Below are 17,663 nucleotides of genomic sequence, written 5' to 3'. Positions count from 1 at the left end.
TTAAAAGAGCCTGCGAATCCACGCCGCGATGCTCCGACCCAACTTCTTCACCCAATCGGGAACCGGAATACGAATATAGCGACCTAACGGCCGTACCATCCATAATAGCAATTTCCACACAGGGTAGCATAATTGTAACATAATTTTGTACAGGAATATAGCGGTAGCGCATAAAAATCCTAAAATGATCACGATCAGGCGGTACAGCATGATCACAGGCTTGATGATAAACAGCTCGATCATCCGCTTCCCGATGCGAATGGTCGCAAGCACCATGCGGATCATAAACTGTATTACCCGGATGACGGGCCGGCTAAACAGCCAAAAATAAAAAAGAATGCCCGCGATCAGCCCTACGAATATATAAAATCGCACTTCGCCCCAGTTGCTCTCGTAGAGCAATTTAAACACGATGATCGTGCCGACAAACCAGTACAGCAGGTCGAGAACCGCCTTCAACCATAAGGGCACTCTGAGCTGGCCTGAAAGCACCCGGTACACATCGAACAGTCCTCCTAGCGCTAGTCCCCCCGCATACATCATGCCCATCGTCACGAATTGAATTTGCAGCGTCACTTAAACAGCTTGCCGAAAAATCCCTTGGCTTTGCCTTGGGAGTTTGTGTCGACGTACGCCAGCTCGTTCACATAGCCTTCGATGGACACCAAGCCTTGATCCAGGCTGAGGTTTTTGATGTGTAGGTTTTGTCCTTTAATCATCAGAAAGCCGCACTCGGTTTCAAGTAAAAATTCCTCGCTGTCGAAGCTTTCGACATTCATCACGCCCGATACTTCCAGAAGCTTGCGATTGAGCATTCGAATTTCCTGGCGCTTTACTTTACCCGGTTGTTCGACCATAGGTATCGATCCCCTCCTTGACGGTTTGCCTGCATCCAAACTTGCAACTGTTACTCCGCTAAAGAGAGCGGAGTCAGTTATCAAGGCCACTTGTCTACTATAAACGTATGGGGGTCGTCCGAGGTTTAGAACAATCAGTTTCTGCGTTCCGGTCGTGCCGCGAATGCAAAATGAAAAGACCGGGCATCGCCCGGCCTCTTCTCACGGGTCCGCTTACAGGAACCCGTTCTCGCTCTTATTCATTTCTTCCTTCAGCAGCGTGTACATTTGAGCCGCGTCTTCCTTGCGGGTAGACTCCGACAAAAGCTCCACGCGAACGGTGACCAGCTTCTGGCCGAACTGAACCGTCAGTTCATCGCCTACCTTCACCGCGCTGCTCGGTTTCGCTTCCCGGCCGTTGATCCAGACGCGTCCCTGTTCGGACACGTCCTTGGCGACGGTACGCCGCTTGATCAAACGGGAGAGCTTAAGAAACTTGTCAAGCCGCATTACTTCACCGCTTCTTTAAGCTTGTTGCCTGCTTTGAACGCAGGAACTTTCGATTCCGGAATCTCGATTTCTTTGCCCGTTTGCGGGTTACGGCCAGTGCGGCCGGAGCGTTTGCGAGTTTCAAATGTACCAAAGCCGATCAGCTGTACTTTATCGCCGGACGACAAAGCCTCGGTTACTTCGCCAAGAAAGCTGTTCAATACGGACTCAACGTCTTTTTTCGTCAGGCCGCTTTTTTCTGCAATGTTGTTGATCAAGTCAGTTTTGTTCATGAGTCAATAATCCTCCTCTTTAAATAAAGCTAAGCTAATGTATTCTTTGCTGATCAGGAAATTCCTGCTAGCCTCGTTTGTTTTTTAGAACTTTTTTTGCTTCCTGCCACAAAGATTCCATCTCTAGCAAATCAGTTTGGTCAAAATGTTTGCCCTTTAAACGCAGCTGCGACTCGATGTAACCGAATCGCTCGAAAAATTTGCGGTTGGCGTCCGCCATCGCTTCTTCGGGGTCCACCTTGAGAAAACGCGCCAAGTTGACGGCCGCAAACAGCAAATCTCCAAGTTCCTCCTGCTGCTCCGCTTTGCCAAACTGTTCAATTGCTTCTTTCAGCTCCGCCAGCTCGGATTCGACAATGGGCATCACTTGTTCCAGCGTGCTCCAATCGAATCCGACGCTTGCCGCTTTTTTTTGCAGCTTGTACGCTTTCATCAGCCCCGGAAGCTCCCGGGGAATTCCGGACAGCAGCGGCAGCGCGTCGGGATCGATGCCTTTGCTGCGCTTCTCCTCCGCTTTGATCTGCTGCCAGTTGCCGAGCGCTTCCTCCGCATCGTCCGCTTTCATCGTGCCGAACACATGCGGATGGCGGCGAATCAGTTTCTCGTTGAGCCCCTGAATGACGTCATATATGGTAAACGTGCCCGCTTCGGCCTCGATTTGCGAATGCAGCATGATCTGCAGCATGAGGTCACCGAGCTCCTCGCACATATGATCCGGGTCGTCTTCGTCGATCGTCTCCAGTACTTCGTAAGCTTCTTCGATCAGATTTTTGCGCAGCGACGCATGCGTCTGCTCCCGATCCCACGGACAGCCTTCCGGGCTGCGCAGAATATCGACGATTTCATGCAGCCGGGTGAAGGTCCGGTTGCGAATCTCGTCACCGGTTCCTTTCGGCACCCAGACGAGCGACAAATTGCCGAACCCCTCGACGCGGTCCAGCTCATAGAGCGGCACTTCCTTTACGCGCTCTTCTCCGGCCACGCCCAGCGCATGCCCTACGACAACGCGGTAATCGTCAGGATACAGCTCCATCAGCGTCAGCTTCACGTCGGAGGCGGTATACGCATCGTATACTTGGCCGATCAGCGTATGCATGAGCGGATTAAGGGCGCTCGCGGCAAGCGACGTGCCGTCCAGCAGCTGAAAGCCTTCGATCGGGTCAAAGCTGAGACGAAGAAACGCCTGGTCCAGGAAGCTCTCGCCCCCCATCAGTGCAAGTACGATGTTTTCCGCGGAGCAGCGCTCGCGCAGCAGTTGAACCGTCCGCTCCGCGACCATCGGGTGCCCCGGAACCGCGTACAATACTTCCGCGGTGTCCGACTTGGCCAGCCGCATCAGTTCCGCGGCGATCTGCTCGTACACGTTCTCGAACGCATCGTTCGCTTCGTATACGGCGTCGAACGATTGGTAGCGCAGCCCATGATGGTCGAGCATCGAGACCATCGGATGCTCTTTGGTTCGCAAGTACAGCGAACCGTCGCCTTTGCCGGCGGCCTGCAGCTTTCTCCAGACGCCGAGCGTCAATTGATTTTCGTCGCCGGTCCCGAGGCCGACGACGGTAATTTGCGGTTGCGTTGGCATGGCCCGCCACTCTCCTTTATCATTGGGGCTGCCCGTGTTACGAGCGGAGCAGCCGTAGTTTGCGAAGCAGCGCCGTCGGCTTGCCCGCGAGCTGCGGGACGAGCGCAAGCTCGGCCGCGGTCACGACGCCGAGGCGCAGCACCGCGAGCGCGTACACGAGCGCGCCCGCGGCGACGCCGCCGAGCGCGACGACCGTGGCAAAGCCCCGCGGGGGCATCGCCACGGCCAGCCGTGCAAGCGGTGCAGCGCCGTGCGTCACGGCCAGCAGGCCTAACGCCATGCAGCAGATCGCCGCGATCTGCCGCATGAGCGCACGGCCGCCCGGGGCTGTGACGCCGCACACGCGCTTCGCGTGCGCGAGCGCGAGCCCGCCCGCGAGCGCGTAGGCGGCGACGGCGGCCCAGGCCGCGCCGTCGATCCCCAGGCGCGGCACGAGCACCGCGTTGGCCGCCGCCTTCACGCCTGCAGCGAGCAGCAGGTACAGCGCCGGCGCCCGAACGGCGCCGAAGCCCTGCAGTACGCTGCTTGCGACGATATTGACCGCCGAGAACAAGGCGGTGAACGAAAGGACCGCCATCGCCGTTGTGCCTTCGGCGGTTTTGAACAACATCCCGTTGACGGGCTCCGCCAGCATCGCCAGCCCGACCGATGCCGGAAGAGCGAGGAGCCAAGTAGAACGGAGCGACATCCCGGCGCGCATCTGTACGGCCGCCCGGTCGCCGCGCTGGCGCGCCTCGGCAATAGCCGGAACAATCGCGGCCGACATCGACGAGGCGATCATCGCCACGAGCTGCACCAACGGAAGTCCATGATTATACAATCCGAATTGATACAGCGCAGCCGTTTCTGCAAGACCGGTTCCTTTGAGCAGCCGGGGAACGGTAAACGAATCGACCAGCGTCAGCACCGGGGTGGCGATCGTGCCGAGACAGAGCGGGATGGCATACACTGCCATCCGTTTCAGAAGCGCCCAGTCGTTACGGAAAGACTTCTTTTCGCGCGCCTCGCGGTTCGCCGGTGCAGGCGCATGTTTTTCACGCTCTGCATGCCGCCAGAAATACAGCATCACGCCAAGTCCTGCGGCCGCACCGGTCACGGAACCGAAGGTCGCGCCCGCTGCTATCGCGCTGGGCCCGAGCCCGGCATGCATCAATATAAGCAGCAGCGTGAACATCGTCGCTACCCGTACGGCTTGTTCGACCACTTGCGACCATGCGGTCGGCGCCATCTGCTGAAACCCTTGAAAATATCCGCGGAGGGCCGACATGAGCGGCACGAGCAGCAGCGCGAACGATACGCTTCGAATCGCCGGCCCGGTTTGGGCGACGCCCATCCATACGGCGATGCGGTCGCTGCCGAAATACAGCAGCCCGCAGCACAACGCGCCGGTAAACGTCAGAGCGGCGGATGCGACCCGCACGACCCGGCGCGCTTCCTCCGGCCGCCCCTGTGCCGCAAATTCCGATACAAATTTCGATACGACCAGCGGAAAGCCCGCGGTTGCCAAAAATAAAATTAAAATGTATAGCGGATATACCGCATTATAAATGCCGAATACCGCATCTCCGGCCATGTTTTGCAGCGGTATTTTTTGCAGGGTGCCGATGAGCTTCGAGATGACGGCAGCCAGCCCGAGAACAGCGGCCCCCTTCAGCAGCGCGGAGCCGGCGCCCGGTTTGTCCGCCTGTCCGTGACCTGATCGGTCCCGCTCGTTACCTTTCTCCATCCCGGTCCCTCTTTTCCTCTGCCACCGCCAACATTATATCGTATTTGCCGTGCATTTCCAAAGCGCCGCCCGCGAAAAAAGCTCCCTGCCCATCCCGCAAAGGGAGTGAACAGGAAGCTTATCCGTCACTAAAGCGATTTAATTGCAATGTAATACCGGATGCCAACGTCGGATTACTGCTCCATTTGCTTCGCAAGGAAGCCGGCCGCCGTTTCCGCCATTTTCAGCTCCATTTGGCCCATCTTCACGCTCTCGTCTTTGTTGACCAGGATTACGGAGCCGATCGGGTCGCCGCCCGCTACAATTGGAGCCACAACATAGGAGCTGTAGTTTTCGGGCATGTCTTTGCAAATTTCGTAGGTCCCTGCGTTGCTTTCGATCGTCGCCTTGCGGTTATCCATACATTGTTCGACCATCGGACCGATTGGTTTCTCCAGGTAGTCTTTCTTCGAACCGCCGGCTACGGCGATCAGTGTATCGCGGTCAGAAATCATCGTAATATGATTCGTGCTTTCAAAAAGCGATTCGGCATATTCCTTGGCGAAATCTCCGAGCTCACCAATCGGAGAGTATTTTTTTAAGATTACCTCTCCGTCTCGATCGACGAAAATTTCCAGCGGATCTCCTTCCCGAATGCGTAAGGTGCGGCGTATTTCTTTGGGGATTACGACCCTTCCAAGGTCGTCAATGCGGCGAACGATTCCAGTTGCTTTCATAAGTCTAGATGCCTCGCTTTCCATGAAGAAATTGGATACAGACTGGATTGATTCTTGTATACGTATGGAGGGAATTCGACTAACCATAGTATTCTTCGATTCCCAGAAGCTTATGCATGCACTGCTTTGTTACGCGGGTCGCCTCTCCACTATGTACCAAGCTTGCCGCCGCTGTTTTCATTATGTCCAAAAAAAAGAAAACAAACCAAGGCCCCCTTGCGGAGGCCTTGGTAAAATATTACTTGGTTTCTGTTTTCGGCGCATCGGCTTTCGGCGCTTCCGCCGGTGCCTGTTCCGGCGCTTTCGGCTGCGGCAAATTATTTTTCTCGATCAACGTCGGCAGCTCCTTATCGACGAAATCATATACTTTCGTCTCGGCCGCTTCCGCTTTTAATTCCTCTTTCACTTCATCGAACGTTTTCGTTTTGCGCGATTCTACTTTCATCACGTGATAACCGTAGCTCGTTTCCACCGGATCGCTGATTTTGCCGACCGGCAGCTCCAATGCCGCTTTCTTAAACTCCGGTACCCATTGCGAAATATTGACGTTCTCGTATTTGCCGCCATTGTCCTTGGAGCCCGGATCCTCCGAGTACTCCTTCGCCAGAGCGACAAAATCTCCGCCTTTATTCAGCTTGTCCTGCACTTCTTTCGCACGCTTTAGGGCATCTTCTTTGGTTCGGGATTCTTTACCGGTCGTCGGATCGGTCGTGCCGATCAAAATATGGCTGACGGTTGCAAAATCGTAGGCGTTTTTATCTTGGGCAAGCTTACCGTCGTAAACATCTTTAATGTCTTTATCGGTAACTTTGCTTTCCTCGGATACGATGGCAAGCACGCTGCGATGAACGAAATCCTCCACATCCTTTGCGGTGAGGTTCGCATCTTTCAGCAGCTTGTCCATCCCCCCTTCCTGCGCGTTCAGGAACGTCTTGATCTGTTCCAGCTGTTCTTTCGACTGCTTGTCCGCTTCCGTCTTCGCTTTATCGTCCGCGCGGGCCGATAATATTTTGAAAGTGACGAGCTGTTTCATCATATCTTGCTGAAAGGCAGGGTCGTCTTTGAACTGGGCGTACTGCTTATAGAAAAACATATTGACGTTCAAAAACTTATCGAACTCTTCGCGGGTCACATTTCCCCCGTCCTTGTACGTAACAAGCACTTCGCCCGGTTTGCCCGTCGCTGCCGCATTCGGAGCTTCGGTCTTCTTGCCGCATCCTGTCGCTACTGTAAATACGAGTATAATGGCCAAAAGAGCGGTCAGCCCTTTTTGTATCGATCTCCTGTTATTTCGCCACATGTTGCAGCTCTCCCTTCGATTTGAGCACACGCTTATATTGTACCAGAAACCTTTCGAGCAAATCGATGGATTCTTCTGGCTTGAGTCCTTTGCCTTTCAGTTCGATATGGATTTGAGGGCCGCTGATCAGCTTTACGCGATTGTCGAACTCGGATGCGACTTGAAAAAGCTTTTGTCCATCCAGATTGCCGTTTTGCCCTGCATGGATCTTCAGCTCGTAGTCGGCGCCTTTTTGCGAGATCGTCTCGATCGCATACATCGAGCCGTATACTTTAAGCTTGGCGGCGAGCAGCAAATTGTGCACGGCTTGCGGAAGATCGCCGAAGCGGTCCACCAGCTCGTCATGCAGCTCCGCAACTTCTTCGAGCGTTTGGGCCCCTGCCACTTTTTTGTAGATTTCGATTTTTTGCACGCTGTCGTAAATGTAATCGCCGGGAATGTAAGCGTCGAGGGAAATATCGAGCTGCGTCGACCAAATCTTGATTTCTTGGACGGTTTCGCCGCCGATCTCCTTCTTCCGCTTCTGAATTTCTTCCGCGAGCATTTGCGAATACAAATCAAAACCGACCGATGCAATGAATCCATGCTGCTCCGCACCTAGCAAATTGCCGGCGCCGCGTATGGACAAATCTCTCATTGCAATTTTAAACCCTGACCCAAGCTCTGTAAACTCTTTTATGGCTTGCAGACGCTTCTCCGCCACTTCGGTCAGTACTTTATCGCGCTGATAGGTGAAATATGCGTAGGCGATTCGGTTCGATCGGCCGACCCGTCCTCTCAGCTGGTACAGCTGGGATAAGCCCATTTTATCGGCGTCATGCACGATCAGCGTATTGACGTTCGGTATATCGACCCCGGTTTCAATAATGCTCGTACTGACCAGAACGTCGTATTCCCCGTCAAGAAAGTCCAGAATCGCCTTTTCCAGCTCCTGCTCGGACATTTGCCCGTGCGCAACCGTTACGCGGGCGTCCGGTACGAGCATGGAAATTTGCTCCGCCATTTGCGTAATCCCTTGCACGCGGTTGAACAAGTAGTATACTTGCCCTTCCCGCGCAAGCTCCCGCTCGATCGCTTCGCGAACGAGCGACGCGTTATGCTCGACCACGTAGGTTTGAACCGGAAAGCGGTTTTCCGGCGGTGTTTCGATAACGGACAAATCGCGTACGCCGAGCATGGACATGTGCAGCGTGCGAGGAATCGGCGTAGCCGTCAACGTCAGCACGTCCACGTTCGTTTTTAGCCGTTTCAGCTTCTCTTTATGCGATACGCCGAAGCGCTGCTCCTCGTCCACAATCAGCAGTCCAAGCTCCTTAAAGACCACATCTTTGGACAAAAGGCGATGTGTCCCTATGACGACGTCAACGGTACCGTTCTTGACGCCTTTCATGGTCTCGGTTTGTTCCTTTTTGGAACGGAACCGGCTGAGCACCTGAATGTTGAACGGAAACCCGGAAAACCGCTCGCGGAACGTTTCGTAATGCTGCTGCGCCAAAATCGTTGTCGGCACGAGAACCGCCACTTGTTTGCCGTCGATCGCCGCTTTGAATGCCGCACGAATGGCCACTTCCGTTTTGCCGTAGCCTACGTCGCCGCAAAGCAGCCGGTCCATTGGCCGCGGCTTCTCCATGTCTTTCTTGATTTCGGTGATGGCGCGCAATTGATCCGTTGTTTCGTCGTAAGGGAACATGCCTTCGAATTCCTGCTGATACGCGCTGTCCGGATTGAACGCGTAGCCTTTGGTCGCCTGCCGTTCCGCATACAGCTTGATTAGGTCGTCCGCAATATCCTGTACGGATGCGCGCGCCTTGCTTTTGACTCGGTTCCAATCGGTGCCGCCGAGCTTATAAATTTTCGGCTCCTTGCCTTCTTCGGCCCCGACGTATTTCTGAATATGGTCGATTTGCTCGATCGGCACCGACAGCTTATCGCCGCCGGCGTACATAATGTGAAGATAATCTTTATGAATGCCGCCTACTTCGAGCGTTCCGATGCCGACAAATTTCCCGATGCCGTGATTTACGTGCACGACATAGTCACCGACCTTGAGCTCCTGATAGCTCTTAATACGCTCGGCGTTGTCGATCTTCGTGTCCACTTTGCGCGCTTTGCGCTGCTTGCGGGTAAACATCTCGCCTTCCGTAATTACCACCAGATGAATGCCCGGCAGTTCGAAGCCGGTTTGCAGATTGCCATCGAGGATTTGCGGCTCCTCGATATGGTAATCGGCGAGTACCCGCTTCATCCGCTCCACCCGATCCGCACCGCTCGCCAGCATGATGACTTTGGCGCCCGCTTTTTTCCAGCGTTCCATTTCGCTCTTGAGCAAGTTCATCTGACCGTGAAAGGTTTGCATGACGCGGCACATGAAGTTGACGATATTTTGCGGCGTCGTCTGCGGAACCTGGCGCAAAAACAGCGACATGTACAACGTAGGATACGGTCTGCGGTGCAGCAGCGTTTCATAAGGTTTAGACAGCACAAACGAAGGAAGGCTTTTGCCCTCCTGCAGCGACATGGTTATCCATTCCGCTTCGTCCTTCTCGAGCTGCTTTGCTGTTTCGAGCAGCCGGGAAGGTTCGTCGACCAGTAAAATCGTATCCTTCGGCAAATAATCAAGCAGCGTTTGCTTCTCGGGAAACAGCAGCGATACATATTTGAATAAGCCGGGAAAAAATTGGCCTTCCCGAAGCATTTCAATTTCGTGGCCGATACCTTCGAGCAGCCTGTCTTTCGCCTGGCGGTCGGTCATTTTGCCAATCTGCTCCTGCAGCAGCTCAAAAGCGTGCTGCGCGGCCGATTGTAAACGGTTTCGGTCCGTTACGATCTCACGGCACGGCGTGACCCGCAGTTCCTCAATCTTATCGATGGAGCGCTGATCGCTCGCGTCGAACGAGCGGATGGAGTCGATTTCCACATCGAACAATTCCACACGGTAAGGGTGCGGAGATGCTAACGGAAAAAAGTCGATGATGCCGCCGCGAACGCTAAGCTCTCCCTTGTTCTCGACCCGCTCCACGCGTTCGTAACCCAGCTCGACCATCCGTGTGACCAAATCATCCATCGCGATGGTTTGCCCGACTTTAATCGAGAACTGCGCGGCCGCGATCGATTCCTGGCTCGGCAGTATGCGACGCATGCCCGCGTAAGGAACGACAACAATGCCGCGGAATCCTGCGTTAAGCTTCGATAAAGCATCGATGCGCTGCGCCAGCATTTCCGGGCTTGCGATCGCCGCCTCCGCCGCGAGCAGCTCCTGCGCGGGGAACAGTACCACTTGGCCCGAAGGCACGAGCTCGGCCAGATCCTCGAACATTTTTTGGGCGGAAAACATGTTGTGCGTTACAATAAAGAGCGGCTGCTTCAGCTCCTCATAGAGGGCAGCCAGCATAACTTGTCGTGATGAACCGGTCAATCCGGCGATGAGCTGTTCCCTCATTCCGGAACGAATGCCGGTTACAATGCTTTGAAAATCCGAATCCGTAGAAAACGTCTGGATTAAAGCCTGCAAAGCTGGACACTCCTCTCGAGCCACGTAAACACAAGGATAAACGTCTAATGCCGCCCGGGTGGCGGCAGACGTTTAACCAAGACAATGAACAATCAGCAAAGAAATGCTTACACGTCGTAAAGAAAAGCTTCTGACCGAAGCCCTTTCGAGGAAGATACATTCGTGTTTTAGCGGAAGCATTTCTTGAAACATCAAAATTGTTCAGCTATATTGAAACCTAATAATTCTGATGTTATAAAAAAGCCTAGAGCGGTTCACGCTTTAGGCCGGTCCACTAAGTAAAAAACATCCGGATAGCCGAAATACGAAAAAAACCCTTATTGCAGAGGACTCCCCAGCAGCGAAAGCTCCGGATGGGCTTCAAGCGCTTCACGGCAGTAATCGCATACTACCTTCACGGTGACGTCCCCACTTGGGTCATATGATATTATATCTCTACGTTCCTCGGGGGTCAAGAAATGGAAGCCCAGCTGGTATTCGCTAACCCCGTTTTGATGAATTTCCCCGATCGAGGTTTGACAATGACGACAAGTATATTTAATAGCCATAGGTAGAACTCCTCCCGTCTTTACCGAACGACTCCGGCAAAACACATTTTTAAACATTATGTCCAGATCGGGAGAATCTTAGCCTCTGTCTATGTACCGCTATGCATTGTATTTGCCCATCGTTTTCTCGAAAGAATTCGTCAGCAAATGTTCCATCGCTTCGGCCGTCTTATCTAGGACGCTCGGCATCGTTTGCGCCTCCTCCTTCGTGAATGAACCGAGAACATAGTCTACCACTTCTCTTCCCGGTGCCGGACGGGAGATCCCCATACGAATCCGGTTAAACGACTGCGTGCCGAGATGCTGGATCGTCGACTTGATCCCGTTATGTCCTCCTGCGCTTCCCTGATAGCGAAGCCGAATATTGCCGAACGGCGTATCCAAATCGTCGTAAATGACGACCAAATCCTCTATTGAAGCTTTGTAGAAATCCATAAATGCACGTATGGATTCCCCGGATAAGTTCATATACGTTTGCGGCTTCAGCAAATATACTTTTTGCCCGGCCACATGTCCTTCGCCGAGCAGCCCTTTGCATTTACTTTGCGCGATTTTGATCCCGTGCTGCTCAGCAAACCGGTCAATCGCCATGAAGCCGATATTATGACGCGTCGTTTCATATTGCCGTCCCGGATTGCCGAGACCAACAAACCATTTCAACCCCATCTTGCCCCTTTCACAATCCATGCTGACCACAGCCAAATTAGAACCGTTTATAACATCATATCGCAAAAAGGTTTCGTGCGCCAATCCGACAAAAGTCGTTTGCGATGCGACATAAACCATCATGATTGCGAGACCGGGCATTTACCTCCTGCTTTACCGGACCAGCTTCGGCCGACCTTCACATATGAAAAAGAGCGCCCTTCCTTCAGGCGCTCTCTCACAGCAGTTACACCGTTTCTTCCGCAGGCTCAGCCGCTTCGGTCTTGTCCGTCTTCGCAGCCGGTTCTTCCTCCGTCGCCTCCGGCTCCGCTTCTTTCTGCGGCAGCAAAATGGTCGCAAGAACGTCGTTCGGATCGGATTTCACTTCAATGTTGTCCGCGAGCGCCAGCTGTGAAACCAGCATGTTATCGCCGATTTCAAGCCCGCTTACATCGACTTGAATCGCGGAAGGGATTTGATTCGGCAAGCAGCGGATATCCACTTCGTGGCGCTGAAGCTGCAGGATTCCGCCGGCTTGCACGCCTGCCGGGTCTCCGACGAATTCGAGACGGACCGTTGTATTGACCGGCTCGTCCATGTTGATTTGATGAAAATCGACGTGCAGCAGCTGGCGGCTGAGCGGATCGCGCTGTACTTCATTAATCATGACCGGTTGTTTGCCGATTTGCGGCACATCCATATCGATAATCGCGTGCGGATTCGACTTCAGCACGGCAAGCAGCTCTTTCTGATCGATGCTAATAGCGGTTTGCGGTACTTTTTTACCATACACGACACCCGGGATTTTGCCCTGGGCGCGAAGCTGCTTACGATCTCCTTTGGTTGAGCCTGTACGCGCTTCTGCTTTCATTGTTGTGGACATAGTAAAAAACCTCCTTCAATCCAAGCTTCTACTACTTTACCCAATTGAAGGAGGTTCAAAACATGTTTTTGAAATTTTTAAGGCCAACCGTCCGCTGTTACTCCCGGTTTTGCTTCGAAGCCCGCTTTTTCGCGGCAAATTTGTTCCGCAGCTTTTCTGCATAACCCGCCTTGTTCACTTGGCGTTCACGGGCAATGGCCATATCATTCGCATCCACGTTGCTCGTTATGGTCGATCCGGCGACCACATAGGCACCCTTGCCGATTTTCACCGGGGCAATCAGATTGACGTTGCTCCCGACAAAGGCGTCGTCCTCGACCTCGGTCAGCTGTTTGTTAAAGCCGTCGTAATTGACGGTAATCGCACCGCAGCCGAAATTGACATTGCGTCCGATCACCGCATCGCCGATGTAACTGAGGTGGGACACCTTCGCTTCATCGCCGAGCTTTGCATTTTTGATTTCGACAAAGTCGCCGATCTTGACATTTTCCCCAAGATCCGCACCCGGACGAAGATAGGCAAACGGACCGATGGATGTGCCGTTTCCGACGGAAGCTTCCTGCACTACGGACTGTTTCACGGTTACACCGCTTGCAATCGTGCTGTCGGTTATATCGGTTTGCGGACCAATGACGCAGTCTTCCCCGATCGTAGTACGTCCTTTAATGAGCGTTCCAGGCAAAATGACCGTGTCCGCCCCTATTTTCACATCCGCCTCGATATATGTCGCCGCCGGGTCGATAATGGTCACACCGTCCAGCATATGTTTGCGGTTAATCCGCTCCCGCATCAGCCGCTCCGCTTCCGATAGCGCAAGGCGGTCATTGACGCCGATCGACTCGGCCGCATCCTGCATCACGTAGCCTTCGACTATTTCATTTTGGCTTGTCAAAATGCCGATGACATCCGTAATATAATATTCGTTCTGCGCGTTATCGTTTTTCACCTGCGATAGCGCCTCGAACAATTTTTTGTTGTCAAAACAGTACGTTCCGGTATTGATTTCGCGAACGAGTCGCTCCGTGTCGTTGCAATCTTTCTCTTCGACGATCCGCTTCACGGTACCGTTCGTATCGCGAATGATTCGGCCGTACCCGCGAGGGTTATCGATATCCGCCGTCAAAATCGTTCCGGCCGCGCCTTTCTGCTGATGCAGTTGAATTAGTCCCTGCAGCGTCTCCTCCGAGACAAGCGGCGTATCCCCGCATATGACGATCGTCAGCCCTTCTTCCGAACCGAGAAGCGCTTTCGCCTGCAGAACGGCGTGCCCTGTGCCTAGCTGTTGTTCTTGCAGCGCATATTCCACCCGGTCACCCAAATACGATTGCACCGCATCCGCGCCGTGTCCAACGATAACGACGGAACGGGTAACGTTTATATTTTCAAGCGTCGTAACGACGTGTCCGACCATCGGTTTCCCGCATACTTTATGCAGCACCTTGTACAGTTTCGATTTCATCCGCTTGCCTTGACCCGCAGCCAAGACGATTCCCATGATGTTCAAGCGCGTTCCAACTCCTTTTAAAAAATAAATGAGTCCACAATAAGAAAACCCTCTACAAAGGCCATTCCAGGTCGAGCAGCCGCAATTCAAAAAATAAAGCCAAATCACCCCAAACGGGCGATTAGGCGCAGGCGAACCTATTTCCAATATAGCTTACTTCCCAAAAAAAGAAAAGAGAGCCCGGTCGGGGCCCTCTTGCAAATCAAACGTTACGCGCCTTCTTCAATGACTTCTTCTTCCGTTGCGGCACGCTCGTACTCTGCTAGCACAGCGGCTTGAATCTTCTCACGAGTAGAAGACGAGATCGGGTGAGCGATATCCCGAAACTCACCATCCGGAGTCCGTTTGCTAGGCATAGCCACGAACATTCCGTTGTTACCGTCAATCACACGAATATCATGAACCACGAATTCGTTATCGATGGTAATGGAAGCAATGGCTTTCATTCTGCCTTCGGAGTTAACCCGGCGAAGCCTGACATCTGTAATTTGCACTTAAGTTTCACCACCTTTTTCCATTTCAAAGGACTTGTGCTATAAATTCCACATTTTGCGCCTGATTCCTTCTTGCAAAAGAAGTTTTTTATTGAATTTTATAAATAATTTATAAATTAGAAATTATTCGACATTAACCGCCGCAATCAGCTCGATTTCGACAAGAACATCCTTCGGCAGACGGGCGACTTCGACGGTCGAACGTGCCGGTTTGTGATCGCCGAAGTACGAAGCGTAAATTTCATTGATGGTTCCAAACTGATTCATGTCTTTGATGAAAACGGTTGCTTTAATCACTTGCTGGAAATCGGTTCCTGCGCCTGCCAGCACCGCCTGTAAATTACGGAATACTTGATGCGTTTGTTCCTCCACGCCGCCGGCCACGACTTGGCCGTCCAGACCAAGCGGGATTTGCCCGGAAGTGAACAGCAAATTGCCGAATTGCACGGCTTGTGAATACGGTCCGATCGCTGCCGGTGCCTCTGTCGTCGACACTTTTTTCAATGTCATCGTTTATCACTCCTATATGAATTCGTTATGTTTAAAATAATTGCCCGGTTCCACGGTAATTTGTTTGGTCTTCGGGTCTACGGCGGATAGCTTGGCGAGCGATACGTATTCGTCGATCAAATGTTCCTCCACTTCGCCCGACTCGACGAATACGCCGACCCCCTTGACCGTCGCTTTAAATTCCTGCAGCAAATCCATCATGCCGTGGATCGTGCCACCGACGCGCATGAAGTCGTCGATAATGAGCACCTTCGATTCTTCCTTGAGCGCACGACGCGACAACGACATCGTCTGAATCCGTTTATTCGAACCGGATACATAGTTGATGCTGACCGCCGAGCCTTCCGTTACCTTGTTGTCCCGGCGCACAATGACGACCGGCAAGTTCAAGTAGGTGGCCGTTGCGTAAGCTAACGGGATCCCCTTCGTTTCTACCGTCATAACGACATCGATATCGCTTGCGGCAAAAACGGAGGCGAACATTTTGCCCACCTCGTTCAAAATCATCGGCTGGCCCATAATATCGGACATATACAAATATCCGCCCGGCAAAACCCGCTCCGGCTGCTCCAGTTGTCGGCACAGTTGTTCGACGATCCGCAGTGAATTCGCTTTCGATACTTTCGGAATGAATTTGACGCCTCCTGCCGCTCCGGCCAGCGTCGTCAACTCCCCAAGGCCTTCCTCTTCAAACACTTCTTTTATGATAGCCAAGTCTTCACTGATCGAAGATTTGGCAGAATGATAACGATCCGCGAACGTCGTCAAAGGAATAAGCGTATGGGGGCGAAAAAGCAAGTATTGCGTCATCTCGACCAATCTTGCGCTTCTTTTAAGTTTTTTCATCACGTGTCCCCCCAGAACAATAAATAATGTAGTTAAAATCCGAATATTATAAGCAAATATACCATTTTTATACGTATTTATTCAAGTTAGTTCATGAAAATTTTCCTTACACAAACATAACACAAGGCGGCTGACTAAGTCAGCAGCCTCACTGCGTACACTTCTTTGCAAAATCCTCTAAGTCCATTATAGATGCGCGCGACCTTTGATTCTTTCGAGACCAGACCGAATACGGTAGGCCCGCTTCCCGACATCAGCACGCCGTCCGCCCCGAGACGCTGCATGACCTCTCTCAGCTGCCGCACCTCCGGATACAGGTCAAAGGTGACCTCCTCCAGTACATTTCCGAGCTCTGAGCACACCATATCGAATCGTTTCTCCCGAATCGCCCTCAGCATTCCGGACGTCGACGGGTGCTTACGGATCGCCTTCGCATCCAGCTTTCCGTATATTTCATGAGTCGACACGTTGATCGGGGGCTTGGCCAATACAACCCAGCACTGTGGCGGCGATTCGATCGGCTCCAGCTTTTCGCCGCGCCCTCGGGCGATAGCCGTTCCTCCCGTCACGCAAAAGGGAACGTCTGAGCCAAGCTCTGCCCCGAGCCGCTGCAGCTCCTCCGAACCGATGTTCAGCCTCCACAGCCGATTGAGTCCGCGCAACGTCGCCGCCGCGTCGCTGCTGCCGCCTGCAAGTCCGGCCGCTACCGGAATTTTTTTGTCCAAATGAATATAGACGCCTTGACGCACGTCATACCGGTCTTTAATCAGCCGCGCAGCCTGAAAAGCCAAGTTTTTCTCATCCAACGGTATGTATCCGGCTTGACTTGAAATAATGATCGTGTCGCGGGGCAGTTCCTGCATCTCGATGCGGTCCGCAAGATCAACCATCGTCATGACCATCTCAACCTCATGATATCCATCCTGCCGTTTATGTAAAACATCTAGCGATAAATTGATTTTAGCCGGCGCTTTCTCGAATACTTTCATTACGACACCTTCTTTAACCTGTCTAAAGCCCGAATTTGGGGGCTCGTGCCATTTATATCTAATACTATACCAAAATGATAACAAAAAAAAGCTAAAGCCGTCTCTTGCGCGCTTTAGCTTTCTTTTATGGCTCTTCCCTGCTGCAAACCGTCATTGCGGAGTTTGATATTGCGAGCCGTACGGCTGCTGCATCCCGGCGCCGGACGGCTGCATGTAAGGCTGGGCCGTTACAGGGATATATGCGGGAGCAGCTGCGTATTGCGGCCGAGCCGCCATAGAACTCGGAAGCGGCTGTGCATAAGCCGGCTGCCCGTACGATGCGGCGTTTTGCGGCGATCTTTGCTGCTGTTGTTGCTGCGCGAGGGTCTGCTCCGCGATTTGAATGGCCCGTTTCACCATATTCCCGGCATCCTTCGTCCGGATTCCCGCCCAGCCTTCACGCTGTACCGTCTCATAAAAGCCGAGATCTTTGGCCAGCTCATATTTGAATTCTTCCGACATGATGCCTCTGCGGCTTCTGCGTCCCATTATTTACTCATCCTCCCTCACTTGCTCAATTGATCAAGTTATGAAGTATTATTCCTCACAGCAAAAAGTTCATGCATGAATGCAACCTTACCGACGTATCGTCCGTCAAATAGGCATAAGGAAAAGTTGCCGTAAAAATAAGAAAAACTCCTGATCGAAGTCCTTCAAGTAGCCAGACCGTCTTTAGAGGTAGTTTGTCTTGGTACAGAAAATTTTCGTTCGCTTTATCGCTTCACTGAAACTGAACTTAAACTTTCTGTAAA

17 protein-coding genes and 1 pseudogene are annotated in these 17,663 nt (G+C 52.8%); all 18 read right to left on the bottom strand.

Features of this window, described 5'->3' with window-relative positions:
• Window positions 1-576, bottom strand: coding sequence for a spore cortex biosynthesis protein YabQ (gene yabQ / locus ACFQI7_RS33940; RefSeq protein ID WP_218102566.1), 576 nt, complete (start codon window positions 574-576; stop codon window positions 1-3).
• Window positions 573-857, bottom strand: coding sequence for a sporulation protein YabP (yabP, locus tag ACFQI7_RS33935; RefSeq protein WP_218102563.1), 285 nt, complete (start codon window positions 855-857; stop codon window positions 573-575). The genes yabQ and yabP overlap by 4 nt, the downstream gene beginning before the upstream one ends.
• Before the next feature lie 213 nt (window positions 858-1,070).
• Window positions 1,071-1,346, bottom strand: a complete 276-nt coding sequence (locus tag ACFQI7_RS33930) for an RNA-binding S4 domain-containing protein (protein ID WP_218102560.1) — start codon at window positions 1,344-1,346, stop codon at window positions 1,071-1,073.
• Window positions 1,346-1,618 (bottom strand): HU family DNA-binding protein, encoded by a 273-nt coding sequence (locus tag ACFQI7_RS33925; RefSeq protein WP_218102559.1) that lies wholly within the window; start codon window positions 1,616-1,618, stop codon window positions 1,346-1,348. The genes ACFQI7_RS33930 and ACFQI7_RS33925 overlap by 1 nt, the downstream gene beginning before the upstream one ends.
• 67 nt (window positions 1,619-1,685) lie before the next feature.
• Window positions 1,686-3,200, bottom strand: coding sequence for a bifunctional methyltransferase/pyrophosphohydrolase YabN (locus ACFQI7_RS33920; RefSeq protein ID WP_218102557.1), 1,515 nt, complete (start codon window positions 3,198-3,200; stop codon window positions 1,686-1,688).
• Between the two features lie 37 nt (window positions 3,201-3,237).
• Entirely contained in the window at window positions 3,238-4,926 is a 1,689-nt protein-coding gene (locus tag ACFQI7_RS33915) for a putative polysaccharide biosynthesis protein (RefSeq protein WP_218102551.1), read from the bottom strand.
• Between the two features lie 173 nt (window positions 4,927-5,099).
• Window positions 5,100-5,642 (bottom strand): stage V sporulation protein T, encoded by a 543-nt coding sequence (gene spoVT / locus ACFQI7_RS33910; RefSeq protein WP_218102549.1) that lies wholly within the window; start codon window positions 5,640-5,642, stop codon window positions 5,100-5,102.
• A gap of 238 nt (window positions 5,643-5,880) precedes the next feature.
• Window positions 5,881-6,942 carry a peptidylprolyl isomerase gene (locus tag ACFQI7_RS33905; RefSeq protein ID WP_218102544.1) on the bottom strand — a complete coding sequence of 354 codons (1,062 nt, stop codon included), beginning with the start codon at window positions 6,940-6,942 and terminating at the stop codon, window positions 5,881-5,883.
• Window positions 6,929-10,453, bottom strand: coding sequence for a transcription-repair coupling factor (gene mfd, locus ACFQI7_RS33900; protein ID WP_218102542.1), 3,525 nt, complete (start codon window positions 10,451-10,453; stop codon window positions 6,929-6,931). The genes ACFQI7_RS33905 and mfd overlap by 14 nt, the downstream gene beginning before the upstream one ends.
• A gap of 317 nt (window positions 10,454-10,770) precedes the next feature.
• The gene (locus ACFQI7_RS33895; RefSeq protein WP_218102540.1) at window positions 10,771-11,001 is read right to left on the bottom strand and encodes an anti-sigma-F factor Fin family protein; all 231 of its coding nucleotides are present in this window, start codon (window positions 10,999-11,001) and stop codon (window positions 10,771-10,773) included.
• 99 nt (window positions 11,002-11,100) lie between these two features.
• Window positions 11,101-11,661 (bottom strand): aminoacyl-tRNA hydrolase, encoded by a 561-nt coding sequence (pth, locus tag ACFQI7_RS33890; protein WP_218102539.1) that lies wholly within the window; start codon window positions 11,659-11,661, stop codon window positions 11,101-11,103.
• Between the two features lie 232 nt (window positions 11,662-11,893).
• Window positions 11,894-12,529 (bottom strand): 50S ribosomal protein L25/general stress protein Ctc, encoded by a 636-nt coding sequence (locus tag ACFQI7_RS33885; RefSeq protein ID WP_218102538.1) that lies wholly within the window; start codon window positions 12,527-12,529, stop codon window positions 11,894-11,896.
• A 97-nt stretch (window positions 12,530-12,626) separates the two neighbouring features.
• Window positions 12,627-14,033 carry a bifunctional UDP-N-acetylglucosamine diphosphorylase/glucosamine-1-phosphate N-acetyltransferase GlmU gene (glmU, locus tag ACFQI7_RS33880; protein ID WP_329958288.1) on the bottom strand — a complete coding sequence of 469 codons (1,407 nt, stop codon included), beginning with the start codon at window positions 14,031-14,033 and terminating at the stop codon, window positions 12,627-12,629.
• Between the two features lie 209 nt (window positions 14,034-14,242).
• Window positions 14,243-14,527, bottom strand: a complete 285-nt coding sequence (gene spoVG / locus ACFQI7_RS33875) for a septation regulator SpoVG (protein WP_010501706.1) — start codon at window positions 14,525-14,527, stop codon at window positions 14,243-14,245.
• 123 nt (window positions 14,528-14,650) lie between these two features.
• The gene (locus tag ACFQI7_RS33870) at window positions 14,651-15,037 is read right to left on the bottom strand and encodes a RidA family protein (RefSeq protein WP_218102537.1); all 387 of its coding nucleotides are present in this window, start codon (window positions 15,035-15,037) and stop codon (window positions 14,651-14,653) included.
• 12 nt (window positions 15,038-15,049) lie between these two features.
• Window positions 15,050-15,883: a pur operon repressor gene (gene purR / locus ACFQI7_RS33865; RefSeq protein ID WP_218102536.1), complete on the bottom strand. Its 834-nt coding sequence runs from the start codon at window positions 15,881-15,883 to the stop codon at window positions 15,050-15,052.
• 134 nt (window positions 15,884-16,017) lie between these two features.
• Window positions 16,018-16,872, bottom strand: coding sequence for a 4-(cytidine 5'-diphospho)-2-C-methyl-D-erythritol kinase (gene ispE, locus ACFQI7_RS33860; RefSeq protein WP_218102535.1), 855 nt, complete (start codon window positions 16,870-16,872; stop codon window positions 16,018-16,020).
• Between the two features lie 339 nt (window positions 16,873-17,211).
• Window positions 17,212-17,400 (bottom strand): annotated as a pseudogene (locus tag ACFQI7_RS33855) (small, acid-soluble spore protein, alpha/beta type); the annotation flags it as partial.
• Between the last annotated feature and the right edge of the window lie 263 nt (window positions 17,401-17,663).

The organism is Paenibacillus allorhizosphaerae (assembly GCF_042659105.1).
GTDB classification, from domain to species: domain Bacteria; phylum Bacillota; class Bacilli; order Paenibacillales; family NBRC-103111; genus Paenibacillus_G; species Paenibacillus_G allorhizosphaerae.
The sequence above is the reverse complement of the archived record's forward strand: the minus strand, read 5'-3'. Positions and strand labels throughout refer to the sequence as shown.